Genomic DNA, 16,906 nt, shown 5'->3' with positions numbered 1-16,906 from the left:
TGCCGGCTCCGGATCTGATGGCATGATGTGGCAGCCTTTCGTGCTGACCACGGACAGAAGCATGATCCCGGCGACGAGATGATCACTCGGTGGACTTGACACCAAAAGGCCCATTACAGAAGCATTACAGTCGTGATTTTTATCTTGCGAAACGGCGGGATGTCTGAATCTATGGGCACCGTAGGTATAGACGGGATAGGTTGGTCCGGTTTTCGGATTATAGTTGCGCCCCTGAAAGACGCGCCAGAACGGACCGCCGACCCGCTTGCCGGGGACCATGCGCATCGCGGCATGGCGGTGAAGAGTGTAATCGACCGTAGACGTAGTCTCCGCACGCCCCGCGTTCCTGGCTTGAACCGCGACGATCCGGCTCTCGTGGTTCCTATACAGCGTCACCCGATAGAGATCGCCTAGATTGGAGGTGCCGATGAAGGGTGGTTGCGTGAGGCCAGCGACCTTGAACGCGTCTGGATGGGTAACCTCGAAGGTCGTCAGCCGGCTCCAATCGGCGAACCGGTTGACTGGCAGCCTACCCTCCTGGACCTTGACCAAAAGGCGATCATAAACCGCGGCGACTTTCGGGCAGAGCCGGGGGGCGTTATCCATGATCAGCTTGTAGTGATATTTGACCGGCGCGGTTTTCTGCGCCGCGGCATATCCGATGCCGGAACCCAATCCGCCCGCAAGGAATATGCCGATCAGCATCATTGCGCCGCCGCGCCTCCGGGAGCGCTCGGCCGATTTCCGAGGGCGAGACGCTAAACGCCGATCGGAACCGGTCATCGGCGTACCAGGGAAACGGCTGGCTAAATTAATGTTCATGCCAACTCCTGCGCCAACTCTTCTCGGATACGAAACCTAGGCGGTTACGGCTTGTTGCGATATTAGACGATCCCCTATCCTGGGAGCCAGGGAGCTAATGGACGTAATCGTCGATCTTTTGGACATCTCGACGCCGTTGCCACCAACAGCGTTTAAGATTGTGGGGATTGGCGGCACGGCGACGATCAGTGTGCCGTTTACCTACGTCGCTACCCTACGCTCCGGCCTCTCCACGCTCGACGTCGACAAGCTGCTGCATCAGCCGGTGACGATGACGATCGCGCAAGGCGGGCCGCATCAGTGCTATCTGAACGGACTCGTCATCGGCATCACCCAAACGCAGGTCGATACGGTTGGATCGGGGCTGCTAATGTACCATTTGGGTTGATGGGACCATGACGCTCGCTAGGAGGAATTGCTGATGGCCCAGATGCACGAGCGGGTTGTGGTGGGGCTGACTCTTTGCAGCGTAATCGATCGCGACCGAGCAATGCGTAACCTAGGCGTAATCATGACGAGCCATGGCGTCGGAGAGGTCATTCGCAAACCGATGACGCCAGATGAACCCTATCTGATTTGCAGCGCAGGACCGGATATCCACACGGCTGCTCCGGGCAATCCGGGATTGATCCACTGGCGTGTGCCGCCCTCCGGGTCGGGGAGCGGCGATCTGGCAAAAACGATGCAATGGCAAGCCACGAGCAGGCCTGCGCCCGATCTGGCAACGACTATGAACTGGAAGAAAACAGGCACATCTTTAAGTCCCGAAACCCGGGATGATCTTATCTCCTTTGGGCTGGATGTGGTGGTTCTTGGGATCGGAGTTGCCTTGGTTATCGCGACCGGTGGCGTTGGCGCGCTTGGCGCATGGGGGCTTGTCCAGCTTGCGACCGGTGCCGCTGTGGTGACGAACGATGCGCTGCGGGTGAACAGTGATATAAATGATCACGGTTTGCTGGATTATCAGGAAGATAATCCAAAGGCTAAATATAGTTCGCTTTACAAAGATGTTGCAGCTGGAGCATTTGCGGTGCAATTTGTCGACGGGAAGTGGGCAGCTAATTTAATGAAGATGAGCATCAAATCGCTTAAGGAAACAGGAAAATTGTCATTAAATATACCGGAAATATTTAAAATTATTGCTCCGTGGAGGGATTTTAACGAAACATCAGGGACACTTTCTGAAGCAAATATTAGCATAATGGATTCTCTGAGTGGTAAAATTGGACCAGGTCAACGAGTCAAGCTAGGCAAATTGCTAGACGTTGGCGGTCGCAAGGCAAAAATCAGCGCCATCCGAGCCGCACTTGCACTAAAAATCGCCAATGATTTCGGAGCGAGTGCGCTTTCACTCGGCTTGTCGTCCTACAATGGACCATTAAATGGCTTGTATACAGATGTTCCCGCGTTTCAATTCTCCCTGATGTTTCCAAACGATGTCGGCGAGTGCCGGATTGGCGACGAGCGCGCGTATGATAAAATTCCAGCGCTCAAATCTGTTCTAAATAATTCGTTTAATTCTTCCGGTTGACAGAGATAAAGCCATGAAAAATATCGACAACGATAAAGAAAAAAAAATAAAATCAAATGAAAAATTTGGGGTTAAACGCACATACTCCAGCGGATTGTTTCTGGCATTTTCATTTGTTTTTTTGCTGCTTGGGTTCTGGTTGCTTTTGTTTAATTTTGGATTGACGTTTCACAGGCCGGCTGGATTTCGAGTTTCTTTGGAATTTGCTTTTCTGGTAATTTTGTTTCCTGTTGCCACGGTAGTTTTTTTGGTTCCGCTAAAATATGGAAATTTACATTTCTTTACACTTCAAATTTTTGTCGTTTTCGTTAATGTTTTTTCAGAAAAATATTTTGTGAATTTTGGTGAAAACAGAAATACTGTCAATAGAATTTTATTTGATGTCATAAATATATTTGTTTGCATAAGTTTTGTAATTTTTTGTTTATATTTATTCTGGTGTTTGCATCACAAAAAACCATTTACGCCATAATGCAAGATTTCTGCATATATTCTGGCTGCAACTGATGCTGTATAAGGTCAAGAATCGTGATGACTGTTCTGGTTGATACGCTTGATATCGTGACGCCGCTGGGGCCAAATGTCTTCAAACCGGTTCTCGTGCAGGGAAACGGCGAGATCAGCGCCTGTTTCCGGTATTTCGTCCGTCTACGCTCCGGAGCCTCGATCATCGATCAAGATAAGTTGCTGTATCATCCGGTTACACTCACTATTGCCGACGAAAGCGCAAACAAATGTTATATTAACGGATTGGTCCTCAGTGTCGTGCAATTTCCGGCAAGAGGGGCCGAGTCTGACCTGTCTGGACTTGGCGGTTACTGGGACTACGAGATCGCCATTGTTCCTAAACTGCAATTCCTGGCGCAGACCAGCGATTGCCGATTTTTCGAGAACAAGAGCTCGGTCGATATCGCCAAACTGATCCTGAGCGAGTTCGGCGTGATTGACAGCGATTTCAGGATCAGTGGCGCGCCTCCGACGCGGCCCTATACGGTGTTGTTCAACGAGACCTATTTGGGGTTTTTCAATCGGATCCTTGCCGCTGACGGGCTGTTCTATTTCTTCGAGCATAGCGACGGCAAGCACACGCTGGTGGTGGGCAACTCGAACGCCGCTTTCAAGACATTGCCGGCTTCACCTTTGGTTTTTGCCTCGAAAACCACAATCGATGCCGATGTTTACGAATGGCATCAAAGCGATGCCACGACGACGGGCAAATCCGATACCGGCGATTACAACCCTACCGCCGCCGCGACCCGGATCAAGGGCGAGGAGCCGACTATCCTGAAGACGTCGGGGGCATCAGACCGCTCGCATTACCGCTGGCCGAGTTTTGCACCAGACCCCGGCACGGCGCAGAGCATCGCCAAGCGGCATATGCAGGCAAGAGAAGTGCGTTCGCGGGAATATGACGGCAAAGCGACGATTCCGAGCCTTTATCCTGGGGGTAAATTCACTCTTATTGGCGACCCTACCAATGATGGCGGAACCGCGGACTATGTGCTCCAAGCGGTAGCAATCATGGTGACGGACGCCGGAACTAGTGCCAGTGAGGCGGGCCAGTCAACGATATTCGCATCATTCTCGGCCTTCCCCGCCGCGACGCCGTGGCAGCCGGTGCCGTTGCCCAAGCCGGCGATGACCGGCTTCTATTCCGCCACGGTGATCGGCGCCGAAGGCGAAGAAATCTACACCGACGATCTCGGCCGGATCAAAGTTCAATTTCCGTGGGACCACCGCAACGAGACCACGCCCTCGGGCAGTTTCTGGCTCAGGGTGGTGCAGCCCTGGTCAGGGCCGGGGTGGGGGGCGCAGTTCATTCCGCGCGTCGGCCAGGAGGTGGCGGTGACGTTTCTTGAAGGCGATATCGACCGGCCAGTCGCGGTCGGCGCACTGTACAATTCCACCAACACGCCGATCTTTCCGGCGTCGCAGAAGAACAAGAGCGGTTTCCGATCGCGCTCGACCAAATGCGGCGGGGTGGCGGACTATAACGAATTCTCGTTCGACGATACCAAGGGATCGGAGGTGGTTCTGCTGCATGCGCAAAAGGACCACGTGATCGAGGTCGAACACGACCAGACCATGACGATCGGCGATTGCCGCACCGTGACGGTGAAGAAGAACGAAGCGATCACCATCCAGGGCACCCAGACGGTGAAGGTGACGCAGAGCGTGCTGTATCAGTCCGACCAGTCGATCACCTTGAAAGTGGGCGAGAATACGATCAAGATCGACCAGTCCGGCATCACCCTCACCGCCCTGAAGATCAAATTCGACGGCCAGACGATGCTGGAGTCCAGCGCGCCGATGACCAAGCTCAATGCCGCTGGCATCATGACGATCCAGGGTGGCCTGGTGAAGGTGAACTGAGCCATGGACGCTGCGGCGATGGACAAACTGGGCGGCGCCGATCGCGACGAGGTCGTCGCCCGCGCGACACTGGGGCCCGAGGCCCGCGCGGCGGGCGCGGATGCCGCCACCGTGCCGGGCTTGATCGCCGCTCTGGCGGGCGGCGGATTCCTGGTCGAAGCGGCGCGCTGCTTCGCCCATGCGCTGCCGAAGCGCGAGGCGGTGTGGTGGGCTGCGATGTGCGCGCTGAACACCGCGCCCGCCAATCTGCCCGAACTGGACCGGGCCGCGCGCGAGGCGGCGGAGACCTGGGTGCGCACGCAGACCGAGGAGGCGCGGCGCCAGGCCATGGCACTCGCCGAGCAGGTGGGGTTCCAGAGCCCGGAAGCCTGGACGGCGGTGGGTGCGTTCTGGTCCGGCCCGAGCATCGCCCCTGAGAGCATGCCGGCCAACCCACCGGCGCCGCATCTCACCGGGGTCGCGGTGGCGGGCGCGGTCATTCTCGCCTCGGTGCGCGGCGATCCGTCGCGCCGGCTGGTTCGGCTGGAACGCTTCCTCAACTCGGCGCGCGAGATCGCCCAGGGCGGCGGCGGCAGGCTGGCGCAAGAGGCGGCCTCATGACGCTGGTGCTGAGCGTGCTGCGCTGCCCGGATGCCGCGCCGCCGGAGACGCGCCGGCTGGAGGGCGGCGAATTTCGCATCGGGCGCGGGCCGGACAATGACTGGGTGCTGACCGACCCCGAACGCGTGCTGTCCAAGCGCCATTGCGTGATCGCTTGGCGCGGCGGCGCCTGGCAACTCGCCGATACCAGCACGAACGGCACCTTTGTCAATCGCGACGCCGCGCCGCTCGGCGCCGGTGCCGTGCATACGCTCGCCGATGGCGACCGCATCCGCCTCGGCACCTATGAGATCGAGGTGCGACTGGACGTGCGGCAAAGCCATGCCGCGCCGTCGCCGGGGTTGGGGCCGCAGCGCAGCGTGTTCGACGATCCGTTCGGCGACGATCCTTTCGCCGCGCCGGAGGCACCGGCCGCACCGACGCAGCCGGACTCCTGGTTCGGCGGCGCCGGCAGCGTCGCGTTGCCCCATGATTTCGATCCCCTGGCACCGGGTGATTCGCTGTTCGGTGCCAAGCCGGTCGCCGATCATTCGCCCGCCCATTCCGACGCGTTCCGGCCGCCGCCGATGGCGCCGAAGCTCCTGCCCGATGACTGGGATCTCGACGTGAGGCCCGCGGCGGAGCCGCAAGGCGTTAGACCGGCGGAGCCGCAAGGCGTTAGACCGGCGGAGCCGCAAAACGTCAGGTCGGCGGAGCCTTTGCCCGTGCCGCCGGCACAGCCGATTCCACCGCCGGTGCGGCCCGTCCCGGAAGCACCGCCGACTCCTTCCGTCAGCCGGGATGCCGATCTGCTCGCGGTGTTTCTCGATGCCGCCGGCATGGGCAATGCGCGGACCGGCGATTCCGCCGAGGTGATGCGCCGCCTCGGCGCGGCGTTCCGCGCTACCGTCGCCGGGCTGCGCCAGGCGATGATCGCGCGGGCGGCGGTGAAGGGCGAATTCCGCATCGAGCAGACCATGATCCGCGCGCGCGGTAACAATCCGTTGAAATTTTCGGCGGATGATGACGATGCGATGGCAGCCTTGCTCGGTCTTGGCCGGCGCACCGACATCGCCGCCGATGCGGCGATCGCCGATGCGCTGCGCGATATCCGCTTGCACGAAATCGCCACCATGGGGGCGATGCAGGCGGCGGTGCGCGCCTTGCTCGACCGGCTCGATCCGGCGTCGCTGCGCGCCGAGGCCGAACAGGGGCGCGCCATGCTGCCGGCGCAGCGCCGGGCGCGTGCCTTCGACGCGTTCGAAGCGCTACACGGCGAGATCAGCCGCGCGCTGGCCGACGATTTCGACAGCGTGTTCGGCAAGGCTTTCGCTCGCGCCTATGAACGCGCGCTTGCCGAAGCAGAGGCGCGCGAGCCATGAAACGCCGGTGGATCATTCTCGCCGCACCGCTCCTGCTCGCCGGCTGCGGCGGAGCGCCACCGCCCAAGCCGGCAGCCACGCTCGATCTGACCGTGATCGGCAGTGCCACGCAGAACCCGGACGCTTCGGGAACCGCCGAGCCGGTCGCCGTGCGGATCTATCCCCTCACCGCGACGGGCAAGTTCATGACCGCCGACCCGTACTCGCTGATGGACAATGCGGCATCGCTGCTCGGCGCCGACCTCGCCGGACCATCCGATCAGGTGATCGTGGCACCCGGCGCCACGGTCGGCGTCAAGCGGCGTCTGCCGCCGGGGGCGCAATCGCTCGGCATCGTCGTGCTGTTCCGCGCGATCGACCGGGCGCAATGGCGCCTGGTCGCCAAGCTCGCGCCGCACGGACCCAACCCGTTGATCTTGCGTATCGACGGCATCGCGGCCAAGCTAACGCCCTCCGTCAAGAAGGGCTGAGCGTCGATGAGTTGGACCAACAAGGTCGTCTGGCAGGAGGGCATGTTTCTCCGCTCGCAGCATTTCCAGCAGCAGGATCGCTGGCTGGAGGCGCTGTTGCGCGGGCGGGTCGCAGCACTGCGTCCGCATCCCTGGGGCGTGACCCATGCGGTGATCAACCGCGACCTGCTGGGCACCGGCCGGTTCGCGCTGGCCGAGGCGGCCGGCGTGTTCGAGGATGGCACGCCCTTCGCCCTGCCGAGCGAGGCCGATCATCCGGCGCCGCTCGACGTGGCGGATGGCGTGCGCAATGTGCTGGTCCATCTGGCGTTGCCGGTCCGCCAGCCAGGAGCGCCGGAGATCGCCGCGGCCGACGGCAGCACCGAAGGACGCTACAACGCCGCGCGATTCGAGGCCTACGACACGCATTCCGCCGCGCCCGAACCGGCCGAGGTACTGATCGGCCGGCTGCGGCTGCGCTATCTGCTCGATACCGAGGATCGTGCGGGGTTTCTCTGCCTGCCAGTGGCGCGCATCGTCGAGGTGTCGGCGGATAAGCGGGTGACGCTGGACGATCGCTGGATTCCACCCACCCTGGTGTGCCACGCGGCGGCGGCGCTCGCCGGACTGATCGCCGAGTTTTCCGGCATGATCCATCAGCGCGGCGAGGCGCTGGCGGCACGGCTCAATGCGCCCGGTTCGCGCGGCGTGGCCGAGGTCGCGGATTTCATGCTGCTCCAGGCGATCAATCGCTGGCAGGCTTTGCTGCAGCACTGGGCCGACGCGGCGGTGATTCATCCCGAGACGCTCTATTCGGCGTTCGTCGAAATGGCCGCCGAGTTTGCCACGTTCATCGAGGGTTCGCGCCGGCCCAATGCGTATCCCGGCTATCGGCACGAGGATTTGCAGCGCAGTTTCGCGCCGGTTGTGGCCGATCTGCGCCGCGCGCTGTCGGCGGTGATCGAGCAGAACGCGGTCGCGATTCCGTTGCAGGAACGGCGGCACGGCGTGCATGTCGGCCCGATCAACGACCGTTCGATCCTGCGGGCGGCGAATTTCGTGCTGAGCGTGCAGGCGGATGTGCCGGGCGAGACGCTGCGCCGGCTGTTCCCCGCGCAGGTGAAGATCGGCGCGGTCGAGCATATCCGCGAGCTGGTGAACGTAGCGCTGCCGGGAATCGCGGTGCGGCCGCTGCCGGTGGCGCCACGGCAGATTCCGTTCTATGCCGGAGCAAGCTATTTCGAGCTGGATCGCGGCAGCCCGCACTGGCAGCAGATGCAGAATTCCGGTGCCTTCGCGCTCCATATCTCCGGCGAGTTTCCGGGGCTGAAGCTCGAACTCTGGGCGATCCGCGGCTGAAGGACTGGGCATGAGCGACAACCCGTTTTCCGAACCGGACGATTCCGATCGCACGGTGATCCGTCCGTCGCCGGGGGGGAAACGTCCGCCGCAACCGCCGTCACCGCAGCCGCCGGCCGGTGGAGGGTATGAGCCGCCGATGCCGCCGGCCGAGCCGGTCTCGGGCGGGGCGGAGACGCTGAATATCGGTTCGACGCCGCTGCTCGCCGCCGCCGCGCCGCTGCTGCAATTGCTCGCCCGGCTGCGCAACACGCTGCACCCGCCCGATTCCGGCGATCTGCGCGAACGCGCGGTGCGCGCGCTGCGTGACTTCGAGGCGACCTGCCGGCAAACCGGCATGCCGGTGGAGCAATTGCGCCCGTCCCATTACGCGCTCTGCGCGAGCCTGGACGATGTGGTTCTGGCAACGCCCTGGGGCAGCCAGGGTGGCTGGGCGGCGCGCTCGCTGGTGTCCACCTTCCACCAGGAGGTGCGTTCGGGCGAGCGGTTCTTCGACATATTGGGCCAGATTCGGCAGAATCCCGGAAATTTCCTGCAGGTTCTGGAACTGATGTATGTGTGTCTCTCGCTCGGCTATATGGGCCGCTACCGGCTGAGCCCGCGCGGCCCCGCCGAAATCGACCGGCTGCGCGAGGAGGTTTTTTCGACCATCCGCCGCGCCCGTCCACTGGGCGATGCCACGCTCGCGCCCCACTGGCAGGGCGTCAGCGCACCGTACCGGCCGCGCCGGGCCAGCCTGCCGCTCTGGGTGGCCGCCGCGGCCGCGCTCGGCGTGCTGGCATTGGTCTATGCCGGATTCGATTATGCGCTGGGCAGCCGGGCCAACGCGCTTTACGCAAGCGCGCTCGCGGCGAACCCCGCGCATATGCCCGCCTTGGTGCGCGCCGGGCCGGTCACGCCGCCGCCGCCGCCGGTCGCCCCCAAGCCCACCGTGCTCGACCGGCTGCGTGGCTTCCTTGCCCCCGAGATCGCCAAGGGCGAGGTGAGCGTGCTCGGCACCGTCAACGCGCCGATCGTGCGCATCAATAACACCGGCCTGTTCGCCTCCGGCAGTGCGACGGTGGAATCCACCGCGCTGAAGCTGCTCGGCAAGATCGGCGCGGCGCTGGCGCGCGAGCGCGGCCAGGTGCAGGTGATCGGCTATACCGACAGCCAGCCGATCCACACGCTGCAATTTCCGAACAATCTCGTGCTCTCGCAGGATCGCGCGAAGGCGGCGGCTTCGGTGCTCGACCGCTCGATCGGCGATCAGAGCCGGATCAATGCCGAAGGACGCGGCGCGGCGGACCCGATCGCGAGCAACGCGACAAAGCAGGGGCGCGCGCTGAACCGGCGCATCGAGATCGTGCTGATCCGGGGTGTGGCGCGATGAAGCCAGGCCTGATCCGCTGGGTGCTGAGCGGGATTGGCATCGCGATTCTCGCCGCACTGGTGTGGTTTTTCGCGCCGTTCTGGCATCCGCTCGCCGGGATTCTGGCCCGCGCGATCATCGTTCTGATCTTCATTGTCCTGTGGCTGGGCATCAATCTGTGGCTCGATCGCCGGCGCCGCAAACGGGCCAAGGCGGTGGAGGAGGCGATCACCGCCGCTCCGGCCGATCCCGAAGCGGGCGCCAAGCAGGAAGAACTCGCGGCGATTTCCGCCAAGCTGAAAAAGGCGCTCGGCCTCCTGGCCCGCGCGCGCGGCACACGCGGTTACCTGTACGAACAGCCGTGGTATGCGATCATCGGGCCGCCCGGCGCGGGCAAAACCACCGCTCTGCTGAATGCCGGGCTGAAATTCCCGCTCGCCGCCGAGCTTGGCCAAGGGGCGGTCGCCGGGATCGGCGGCACGCGCTATTGCGACTGGTGGTTCACCGACGAAGCGGTGCTGATCGACACCGCCGGGCGTTATACCACCCAGGATTCGGCCGCTTCGGTCGATCAGGCCGGCTGGCTCGACTTTCTCGATCTGCTCAAGCGCACCCGGCCACACCAGCCGCTGAACGGGGTGATCGTGGCGATCGCGCTCGCCGATATCGCCGGGGCCGACGCGCCGACCCGTCTGGCTCATGCCCGCGCGATCCGCGCGCGGATCAAGGAAATCACCACCCGGCTCGGCGTGACCGTGCCGGTCTATGCGATCTTTACCAAGGCCGATCTGATCGCCGGGTTCACCGAATTTTTCGACGATCTGGACACGGCGGGGCGCTCGCAGGTCTGGGGCGCGACCTTCCCGAACCAGGCGCGCTCGGCGCAGGGCGCGGCGGGCGGGTTCGGCGCCGAATTCAAGGCGCTGCTCGCCCGGCTGGAGGATCGGCTGCTCGACCGGCTGGCCGCAGAGCGCAGCCCGGACCGGCGCGCGCTGATCGCCGGGTTTCCGATCCAGGTGGCCAGCCTGGAAGCGCCGCTCGCCGAGTTTCTGACCGAGGCGTTCGCCGGCTCGGCGCTCGACCCCGCGCCGTGGCTGCGCGGCGTGTATTTCGCATCGGGCACCCAGGAGGGCACGCCGATCGACCGGCTGACCGGCGCATTGTCCCGCGCCTTCGGCATCGATCAGCGCCGCGCGCCCAGCCTGCGGCCGCAATCGGGCCGGTCCTATTTCCTGGGCCGGCTGCTCTCCGGGGTGATTTTCGGCGAGGCGATGCTCGGTTCGGCCGATCGCAGCCTCGCGCGGCGCCGGGCGCTGCTGCGCGGCGCGGGTTTCGGCGTGGTGGGACTCCTTTTCGCGCTTGCGCTGATCGCCTTGTTCGTCAGCCACGGCAACAATGCGGCCGCGATCGCGCGGGCCAGGCAGGGACTGGCGGCCGAGCAGAAAATCGCCGCGGCGCTGAAACTCGACCCGGTTTTGAGCGCCGATCTGCCCAGTATCCTGCCGCTGCTCGATCGGGCGAGGCAACTTGCCGAGGCGAAACCGACGCAAGGTTATGTCGGTTACGGGCTGGATCAGGGAGCGGACATCCGCGCGGCGACATCCGCCGTGTATCGCCATACGCTCGGTTTCGCGCTGCTGCCACGTCTCGTGCTGCAACTCGAGGCCGAGATGCGCGGCGGGCTCGACCGTCCGGATTATCTGTATCAGGCGACGCGGGTGTATCTGATGCTCGGCAATCAGGGACCGCTCGATGCGCCGCTGGTCGAGGCGTGGATGAAGCTCGACTGGCAACGGCTCTATCCGGGTCTGGCCCAGGCCGATACCCGCGCGGCGTTGATGGCGAATCTGCGGACGCTGCTCGCGCGCCCACTCCCCAATGTGCCGCTCGATGGCGGCCTGATCGCCACCGCGCGGGCGACTTTCTCGCGGGTGCCGATCGCCGAGCGGGTCTATTCGCGCATCCGCGATTCACAGGCGGCGGCGCGCGTGCCGGAGTGGACCCCGGCGGCGGCGCTGGGTGCCGCCGGCACGCCGCTGTTCGTCAACGCCACCGGCAAAAAGCTGACCGGCGGAATTCCCGGTTTTTACACGGTGCGCGGCTTCTATGGGGTGCTGCTGCCGGCTTTGTCCCACGCGTCGCAGGATGTGGCGCGGGAAAGCTGGGTGCTCGGGCGGAGCAACCAGATTGATCCGAATTCGCCGCAGATGCAGTCGCTCGAACACGATGTCATCAGCCTGTATGAGACCGATTACGCGGCGCATTGGCAGGCGATGATCGACGATCTCAACTTGGCACCGCTGGGCGGGGCGGGACAGTCGGTGCAGGCGCTCTATGTGCTGGGGTCGCCGCAATCGCCGATGAAGACGCTGCTTGCCTCGATGGCGCGGCAGCTCACCCTCACCAAGCCGCCGAAACCGCCGAAAGGGGCGGCCAAGCTCGCGGCGCGGGCGCCCCACGCGGCGGCGGTGAGCGCCGCGGCGCAGCGGCTGAAGGGCTTGCTCGGTCCAACCCCCGCCAGCGCCGCCGCACTGCCGCCGGGCAGTGCGATCGACGCACGGTTCGCGCCGCTGCGCATCTATGTCGGCAATGGCGCGGCGGGCGCGCCGATCAGCCTGACCTTGCATCTGATCGATCAGGTGCAGCAGCAACTGGCGACCCTCGCGGCCACCGCGCCGGGTGCGGCCGGGCCGGCGGCACCGGGTGCCGGTGGCGACCCCGCGGCCTTGCTCGCGGGTGAGGCGCAGCACGACCCCGAACCGGTGCGTCGCTGGCTTTCCGGCATTACCGCGACGGCGAACGCGCTGCGCGGCGGCAGCGCCGCGGCCTCGGCGTCAGCCGCGTTCAAGGCGCCGGGCGGCGCCGCGCAGCTTTGCGAAAAGGCGGTGGCCGGGCACTACCCCTTCGATCCGCAATCAAGTTCCGGCACGCCGCTGGCCGATTTCGCGCATCTGTTCGCACCCGGCGGCGCGCTCGACACGTTCTTCAACACCCAGGTCCGACCGTTCGTGAACATGACCGGCGGGGTCTGGCGGGTGCAGGCGGTGAACGGCGTGGCACCGCCGGTCAGCCAGGGTGCGGTGGCGGAATTCCAGCGCGCGCAGGAAATCCAGCAGATGTTCTTCGTCGGCAGTGCCACGCCGAGCGTCCAGTTCACCATCACACCGATTGCCCTGTCGTCTGGTGCCGCGCAGGTGACGCTACAGCTCGGCAGGGTGACCATCACCTACGCCCATGGCCCGACGGTGCCGACCTCGGTGACCTGGCCGGGCGCGGACGGGATGCAGACGGCGCGGCTGATCATCACCCCCGCCGCCGGCGGAACCCCGGTGACGCTGCAGGCGAGCGGGCCATGGGCGGTGTTTCGCCTGTTCAACCAGGGCAGCCTGACCGAAGGCGGCTCGTCGGCGCGCTATACGCTCACCTTCGACCAGGGCGGCCAGAGTGCCGCGTTCACCATCGAAGCGGGCTCGATCTTCAACCCGTTCGCGCCGGGCGCCCTGACCGGTTTCCGCTGCCCGAGCCTGGGCGGATGACGGGCGCAGCGCCGGGCTTCGCCGGGTTTTATGGCAAGCTTCCGGTGCGGGGCGATTTCGTGCGGTCCGGCCTGCCGGGCGATGCGGTCGATGCGCTCGATGGATGGGCGCGTGCGGCGCTGGCGGCGAGCCGTGCGGCGCTCGGCGAGGACTGGATGCCGTGCTGGATGGAGGCGCCGGTCTGGCGGTTCGCGCTCGCACCCGGCGTTGCCGGCGTCTCCGGGCTGGGCGGTGTGTGGTTGCCGAGCATGGATCAGGTGGGCCGTTGTTTCCCGCTGATCATCGCGGCTGAAATCTCGGGCGCGGGCGCTGCGTGGCTCGATGCGGCCGAGGCTTTGGGATTCGAAGCAGTCACCGCTGATCTCGCGCCGGAAGCCCTCGCCGCGCGGCTCGCCGCCGTCCCGCCGGCGCCGGGCGACATCCCGCGCGCGGGCGGGGTTTGGTGGACCGAGGGTGCACCGCGCAAGGACGCCGCACGAATCGAGACCGATGGGCTGCCCGACCCCGCGGATTTCTTAGGTCTTCTGGCAGATGCGGCGGCGATCCGCGTGCCATGATTCCAACGGTGAAAAGCTGGGCGCAGACCCATGTGGGCACGGTGCGCCGGCACAACGAGGATGCCTATCTCGCCCGGCCCGATCTCGGCCTTTGGGCGGTGGCCGATGGCGCGGGCGGGCATCAATCCGGCGATCTTGCCTCCGGCATGATCGTCGCCGCACTCGACCGGCTGGAGCCGGGCCTCACCGCCGCCGAACTTCTGGCCCGCGTGCGGATGGCGATCGCCGAGGTGCATGCGGTGCTGCAGGCGGAGGCGGCGACGCGCGGGCCGGGCGCGATGATCGCCTCGACCGTGGTGGTTCTGGTGCTGCGCGACACCCATTTCGCTTGTCTCTGGGCCGGCGATTCGCGCGCCTATCTGCTGCGCGACGGCGAATTGACGCAGATCAGCCGCGATCATTCGCTGGTGCAGGCGCTGGTCGATGACGGAGCGCTCAGCGCCGAGGCTGCCGAGCATCATCCGCAGGCGAACGTGATCACGCGGGCGGTGGGCGCGGATCATTCCGTGCTCGAACTCGACAAGGCGATCGGCGAGACCATGCCGGGGGATCGATTTTTGCTGTGTTCGGACGGGTTGAGCAAAACCCTGCCGGATGCCGAAATCGCCGCACTGCTCGGCTCGCCCGACGGAGTGCCGCCGACCGAACTGCTGATCGCCGCCGCCCTGGCCCGTCACGTCAACGACAATGTCACGGCGGTGACGGTGGGGGTTGTATAATCTTACTGTGTCATAAATATTGGTGCTCAAAAGTTCGTTGGCAGCGTGGGCAACGGGGCAGTGTGCGCGAGATCGCGCGGGCGATGGCGATACGCAGGGATGTGATTGAGTTTGGCACGTTTCGCTCAGGTCGGATCGGGGGATCCGCGGGGTCGATAACCTTCGGGAAGGGGATGTTCTTTGATAAGAGTCTTCTCTGATTGGGGTTGTTGGTGTCAAGCTGTTCCTCTTTTCGCAAGCCATTCCCGTAGGTCACTCGCTTCTCTCCGCGGTCGGCGCACGGCCGCCGCATGATGGGGTTAGGAGGATGAGGTGTCTCAATCTGTTTCGCGACCTCCGCGACATATCGCCAGTCGCGGGGTTTCGGACTCTCAACGAGATCACCCCGTCCATCGTCCCCACGGGAACGACGCTGGCTCCGCCCGCGTCAGGCGGAAGCTGCAACTCCTCTTGCTCTCATGCTCCGGCGACCTGTTTGCCCCAGCGGAACTCGCTGCCATCGGCCCACATGCGGTGCAGGATCACCGCCAGCTTGCGCGCCACCGCGACGCGGGCGCGCGCCATGCCGCGGCGCTTGGCTATGTTCATGCCCCAAGCCCGTAGCGCCGACCATTTGGTGCTGCGGATCAGCAGCGAATGGACTGCCTCGTACAGCGCCGTTCGGGCCAGCTCATCACCACATCGGCTGACGCGGCCCTGCAGGTCGGTTTCGCCGGACTGGTAGCGTCGCGGCGTCAGGCCAAGATGCGCGCCGACATCGCGCGACCTTCGGAAGCGGTCCGGCTGGTCGATCGTGCCACGGCGCCAACGGTGCGCGACCTCACAGAAACCTTTAATCCGAAGTTTTCATTGGTCTGAACGAGAATCCCCTGGATTTATTGGCGGATTTTTTGATCTGCTTTTGACGTCTACTGGACACGCATGGGTTCGATCTCGAGGAGGTTGAACTCGAGGAGGTTGAAGGCCGCCGCCTGTAGTGTGGTTGGCGTGGCCAGGGTGGTGAAGGTCGCATGGGGCGCCGTGGACAGGGCGGCGGTGTTGAGAGTTTGGGTGGCCAGATGCGCCATCAGGTCGGCAAAGCTCGAGAGCGGCAGGTTTTCGTCGTTGCGGCGTCGCCCCCGCTTGCGCTTGGCGGCGGGTGAGATCGTGGCGGGGGCGACCGGGGAGGCGCGCTCGGCCTCGGCGGCCTGTGGATCGTGATCCTGAAACAGGATCGGCTTGAGGGCATGGCTGTGACAATGGATTCTGGCCCACTTGTGCTGATGAATTCTGGCCCACCTCCCGGGGTTGGACAGGCAGGGCCGCCCCGCGGGGCGGCCCTGCCTGTCAGCGGTTCTTTTTCTCCTTCCTGTTCATGATTTGGCGGCCTTCCGTTGCGCCGTGGTGCGGCGGAAGCGATAGGAGTCCGTCCCCGTGGTAATGATGTGCGCACGGTCGGTCAGGCGGTCGATCAGCGCCTTGCACAGGCGCGGATTGGGGATGACCTGCGACCACTCGGAGAACGGCAGGTTGGTGGTGACGATCACCGCGGCTTTCTCGGCCCGATCGGCGATCACCTGGAACATCAGTTCGCACGCCGTCTCCGCCAGCGGCACGTAGCCGAGTTCATCGAGTCACGTTGAGCTCAACGTGACTCGACTTATGTGCAGCGCGCAGTGATGTGGAGTCGAGGCCGTTTCCCGGCCTTAGTTAACGTCGTGGATCGCCCCCGCTCAACATAACCGATGCTGCGCCGGGTAGCGTGGTTCTCCCACCCATCCAGCAAGGGAGCGACCATGCTCAAGCATTTATTCCCGAAGGTTCACGCGCGTTATGCGACGTCGGCAAACGGCGCTTTGTTAGACGACTTCGCTGCTTGGCTTGTATCGGCCGGGTATGCACGACACGCTGCCCACGGCCATGTACGAAGGCTGAAGCAAGCCCTTGAGCGAATGGTTTCGGCCCCGCTCGCGCGAGACACCAAGATTGCGGCCGCATCTTTGTCGCAAGCATTTACCTCTCCGACGGCACAGGAGTCTTTTCAAGGCACCCGGCGGGCGTTTGAGCACTTCCTGACGGCGCGAGGACAGCTCCTCACAGAGCCCGATGCCGGCCGGTTCACTCCACTTGTCGATGCGTATCGGCGACATCTGTTGGAGGTGCGCGGCTTGGCCGTTTCCACCATCGAACAGCACATCGCAACCACGGAGAGCTTCCTGACACAGGCTTTGTCGGCCGACGCGCCGCTCCTGGAGCTGTCCGTTCTGGC

Annotated in this window: 14 protein-coding genes and 3 pseudogenes; 13 read left to right on the top strand and 4 right to left on the bottom strand. The window is 64.2% G+C overall.

Going from position 1 to position 16,906, the window contains the following annotated elements:
- The coding region (locus tag L2A60_RS17760) for a hypothetical protein (protein WP_235705786.1) at positions 1-708 on the bottom strand (708 nt) is incomplete at its 3' end.
- 211 nt (positions 709-919) lie between these two features.
- Here L2A60_RS17760 and L2A60_RS17755 point away from each other — a divergent pair.
- Genes L2A60_RS17755 through L2A60_RS17700 form a run of 12 tightly spaced genes read left to right on the top strand, consistent with a single transcriptional unit; the run spans position 920 to position 14,658 of the window.
- Positions 920-1,210: a phage late control D family protein gene (locus L2A60_RS17755; protein WP_235705785.1), complete on the top strand. Its 291-nt coding sequence runs from the start codon at positions 920-922 to the stop codon at positions 1,208-1,210.
- Between the two features lie 33 nt (positions 1,211-1,243).
- Positions 1,244-2,353 (top strand): hypothetical protein, encoded by a 1,110-nt coding sequence (locus L2A60_RS17750; protein ID WP_235705784.1) that lies wholly within the window; start codon positions 1,244-1,246, stop codon positions 2,351-2,353.
- A 13-nt stretch (positions 2,354-2,366) separates the two neighbouring features.
- Positions 2,367-2,825: a hypothetical protein gene (locus L2A60_RS17745; protein WP_235705783.1), complete on the top strand. Its 459-nt coding sequence runs from the start codon at positions 2,367-2,369 to the stop codon at positions 2,823-2,825.
- A 59-nt stretch (positions 2,826-2,884) separates the two neighbouring features.
- Complete coding sequence (locus L2A60_RS17740) at positions 2,885-4,726, top strand: type VI secretion system Vgr family protein (protein WP_235705782.1); 1,842 nt, start codon at positions 2,885-2,887, stop codon at positions 4,724-4,726.
- Positions 4,727-4,729: 3 nt separating this feature from the next.
- A complete protein-coding gene (locus L2A60_RS17735) occupies positions 4,730-5,326 on the top strand; it encodes a DUF6931 family protein (RefSeq protein WP_235705781.1) in 597 nt (198 codons plus the stop codon).
- Positions 5,323-6,687, top strand: a complete 1,365-nt coding sequence (tagH, locus tag L2A60_RS17730) for a type VI secretion system-associated FHA domain protein TagH (protein WP_235705780.1) — start codon at positions 5,323-5,325, stop codon at positions 6,685-6,687. The genes L2A60_RS17735 and tagH overlap by 4 nt, the downstream gene beginning before the upstream one ends.
- The gene (tssJ, locus tag L2A60_RS17725) at positions 6,684-7,157 is read left to right on the top strand and encodes a type VI secretion system lipoprotein TssJ (protein WP_235705779.1); all 474 of its coding nucleotides are present in this window, start codon (positions 6,684-6,686) and stop codon (positions 7,155-7,157) included. Before tagH ends, tssJ begins: the two co-directional genes overlap by 4 nt.
- Positions 7,158-7,163: 6 nt before the next feature.
- Complete coding sequence (tssK, locus tag L2A60_RS17720; RefSeq protein WP_235705778.1) at positions 7,164-8,495, top strand: type VI secretion system baseplate subunit TssK; 1,332 nt, start codon at positions 7,164-7,166, stop codon at positions 8,493-8,495.
- Between the two features lie 10 nt (positions 8,496-8,505).
- On the top strand, positions 8,506-9,867 hold the full coding sequence (gene icmH / locus L2A60_RS17715) for a type IVB secretion system protein IcmH/DotU (protein ID WP_235705777.1): 1,362 nt from the start codon (positions 8,506-8,508) through the stop codon (positions 9,865-9,867).
- Positions 9,864-13,382, top strand: a complete 3,519-nt coding sequence (gene tssM, locus L2A60_RS17710; protein ID WP_235705776.1) for a type VI secretion system membrane subunit TssM — start codon at positions 9,864-9,866, stop codon at positions 13,380-13,382. Before icmH ends, tssM begins: the two co-directional genes overlap by 4 nt.
- A complete protein-coding gene (gene tagF, locus L2A60_RS17705; protein ID WP_235705775.1) occupies positions 13,379-13,939 on the top strand; it encodes a type VI secretion system-associated protein TagF in 561 nt (186 codons plus the stop codon). The genes tssM and tagF overlap by 4 nt, the downstream gene beginning before the upstream one ends.
- A complete protein-coding gene (locus L2A60_RS17700) occupies positions 13,936-14,658 on the top strand; it encodes a PP2C family protein-serine/threonine phosphatase (RefSeq protein ID WP_235705774.1) in 723 nt (240 codons plus the stop codon). The genes tagF and L2A60_RS17700 overlap by 4 nt, the downstream gene beginning before the upstream one ends.
- Positions 14,659-15,114: 456 nt before the next feature.
- Here L2A60_RS17700 and L2A60_RS17695 read toward each other — a convergent pair.
- The 3 pseudogenes from L2A60_RS17695 to L2A60_RS17685 form a co-directional block, all read right to left on the bottom strand.
- Positions 15,115-15,459 (bottom strand): annotated as a pseudogene (locus tag L2A60_RS17695) (transposase); the annotation flags it as partial.
- Positions 15,460-15,566: 107 nt separating this feature from the next.
- Positions 15,567-15,884, bottom strand: a pseudogene (locus L2A60_RS21035) (IS1634 family transposase); the annotation flags it as partial.
- Between the two features lie 126 nt (positions 15,885-16,010).
- Positions 16,011-16,259, bottom strand: a pseudogene (locus tag L2A60_RS17685) (ATP-binding protein); the annotation flags it as partial.
- 174 nt (positions 16,260-16,433) lie between these two features.
- On the opposite strand from L2A60_RS17685, the gene L2A60_RS17680 reads away from it, so the two are divergent.
- Positions 16,434-16,906: hypothetical protein (locus tag L2A60_RS17680; protein ID WP_235705771.1), on the top strand; the 473-nt coding region annotated here is incomplete at its 3' end.

It is taken from the genome of Acidiphilium iwatense, from assembly GCF_021556475.1.
In the GTDB taxonomy this organism is placed as follows: Bacteria; Pseudomonadota; Alphaproteobacteria; order Acetobacterales; family Acetobacteraceae; genus Acidiphilium; species Acidiphilium iwatense.
Note: the sequence above shows the minus strand (reverse complement) of the source record. Positions and strands in the feature narration are given on the sequence as shown.

Bases quoted from the DNA above. Each gene is read 5' to 3' on its own strand.
- L2A60_RS17755 (WP_235705785.1), top strand. From the start codon at position 920: ATGGACGTAATCGTCGATCTTTTGGACATCTCGACGCCGTTGCCACCA.
- L2A60_RS17750 (WP_235705784.1), top strand. From the start codon at position 1,244: ATGGCCCAGATGCACGAGCGGGTTGTGGTGGGGCTGACTCTTTGCAGC.
- L2A60_RS17745 (WP_235705783.1), top strand. From the start codon at position 2,367: ATGAAAAATATCGACAACGATAAAGAAAAAAAAATAAAATCAAATGAA.
- L2A60_RS17740 (WP_235705782.1), top strand. From the start codon at position 2,885: ATGACTGTTCTGGTTGATACGCTTGATATCGTGACGCCGCTGGGGCCA.
- L2A60_RS17735 (WP_235705781.1), top strand. From the start codon at position 4,730: ATGGACGCTGCGGCGATGGACAAACTGGGCGGCGCCGATCGCGACGAG.
- tagH (WP_235705780.1), top strand. From the start codon at position 5,323: ATGACGCTGGTGCTGAGCGTGCTGCGCTGCCCGGATGCCGCGCCGCCG.
- tssJ (WP_235705779.1), top strand. From the start codon at position 6,684: ATGAAACGCCGGTGGATCATTCTCGCCGCACCGCTCCTGCTCGCCGGC.
- tssK (WP_235705778.1), top strand. From the start codon at position 7,164: ATGAGTTGGACCAACAAGGTCGTCTGGCAGGAGGGCATGTTTCTCCGC.
- icmH (WP_235705777.1), top strand. From the start codon at position 8,506: ATGAGCGACAACCCGTTTTCCGAACCGGACGATTCCGATCGCACGGTG.
- tssM (WP_235705776.1), top strand. From the start codon at position 9,864: ATGAAGCCAGGCCTGATCCGCTGGGTGCTGAGCGGGATTGGCATCGCG.
- tagF (WP_235705775.1), top strand. From the start codon at position 13,379: ATGACGGGCGCAGCGCCGGGCTTCGCCGGGTTTTATGGCAAGCTTCCG.
- L2A60_RS17700 (WP_235705774.1), top strand. From the start codon at position 13,936: ATGATTCCAACGGTGAAAAGCTGGGCGCAGACCCATGTGGGCACGGTG.